Source organism: Microcoleus sp. C2D2 (genome assembly GCF_036702495.1).
Taxonomy (GTDB): Bacteria; Cyanobacteriota; Cyanobacteriia; order Cyanobacteriales; family Microcoleaceae; genus Microcoleus.
Window position 1 is genome coordinate 1 of the sequence record NZ_JAUBTO010000416.1, and the last position, 1109, is coordinate 1109.

The following is a 1109-nucleotide window of genomic DNA, read 5'->3' on the forward strand; positions in this document are numbered from 1 at the left end:
GTTTCAAGGTATATAGCAGTTTTTTCGGTAGCTTCTAAGCTTATATCTCTAAAGTGACAAAATTCAATTATTGTACCAGGTACATAATCAGTTTTAAGTCGCAATGGATATGTTTTTGTTTCTTCAGTCATTTGTTTACGTGTAAGTTAACTGTATCCATCTTTTGGTGTTTCTGCTTTCGTTTTCACAAATAGCCGCCCGTGTTAGGCGGCTAAGCCAGAAAATACACTTGAGTCACTTCATGACAACAAACTCATTAAATCCATCAAGCGCACCCTCTTTAAGTCCTTCCAGAAAATTACCTAAATCAGGATTAGTTTCAGTAATTTTTTCAAGTTTATCATCAACTTTTTGATTGATTACAAACGATTGTCCTTCCTGTAATCCCCAATTCGCAATTTTATCATCGATTGCTTTTATGCCCGTCCGAATATTTTCTCGGGCATATTTTCGCAGGTTCGTGTAACCCACTTTAAAAGCAAGGTTGCGAGCGTATCGGATGAAGGCATTTGTAAGATTTGATAATTCATCAATAATTTCTTCGGTTATGCTATTCCCCGTGTCTTGCTCTGCTTGAATTGAAACTGCGGCTGCTCCTGTAACATTTAGTGTCAATTTAGGGTTGGTTTTCCCGCCCCCCAAAAACATCCCTACAAGTAACCTGCCAACACTTTCGCCAAATGTATTCATAAAAGCTGAGTGAACGCTTTTTAATTCAGCAAGAATTGCGTTGTCAGATTGCAACCAATCAACATTAATAATTGTGTTTGTTGTGCCTACGATTGCTTGTTGAAGGGTAGGAAGCATCGCCCCGAGTGCAACACCACCTAACTTAATACTTCCTAAAGCACTCCACATTGAGGCAATACCACCACTAGCAAGAGCTGTTAGTCCTGTGGCACTACCAATAAACCACCCCGCCACGGCAACTGCCGCGCCACCTGCAAGGAAACTTAGTGGATCATCTTTTAACCACTGTGCAAATAACCCCCAATCACCTCGCGAGATAGCAGCGAGTAACTCTTTTCCTCCTTCCCATATTTTTTTGCCAAATTCAATAACCGTTTGCACCCCTTTTTTGATAGCTCCCCAAACTTGACTCGCTGTGT

Annotated in this window: 1 protein-coding gene; it reads right to left on the minus strand. The window is 40.8% G+C overall.

Going from position 1 to position 1109, the window contains the following annotated elements; genetic code table 11:
- Nucleotides 1–234: 234 nt before the first annotated feature.
- The coding region (locus QUB61_RS39620; protein ID WP_333190480.1) for a hypothetical protein at nucleotides 235–1109 on the minus strand (875 nt) is incomplete at its 5' end.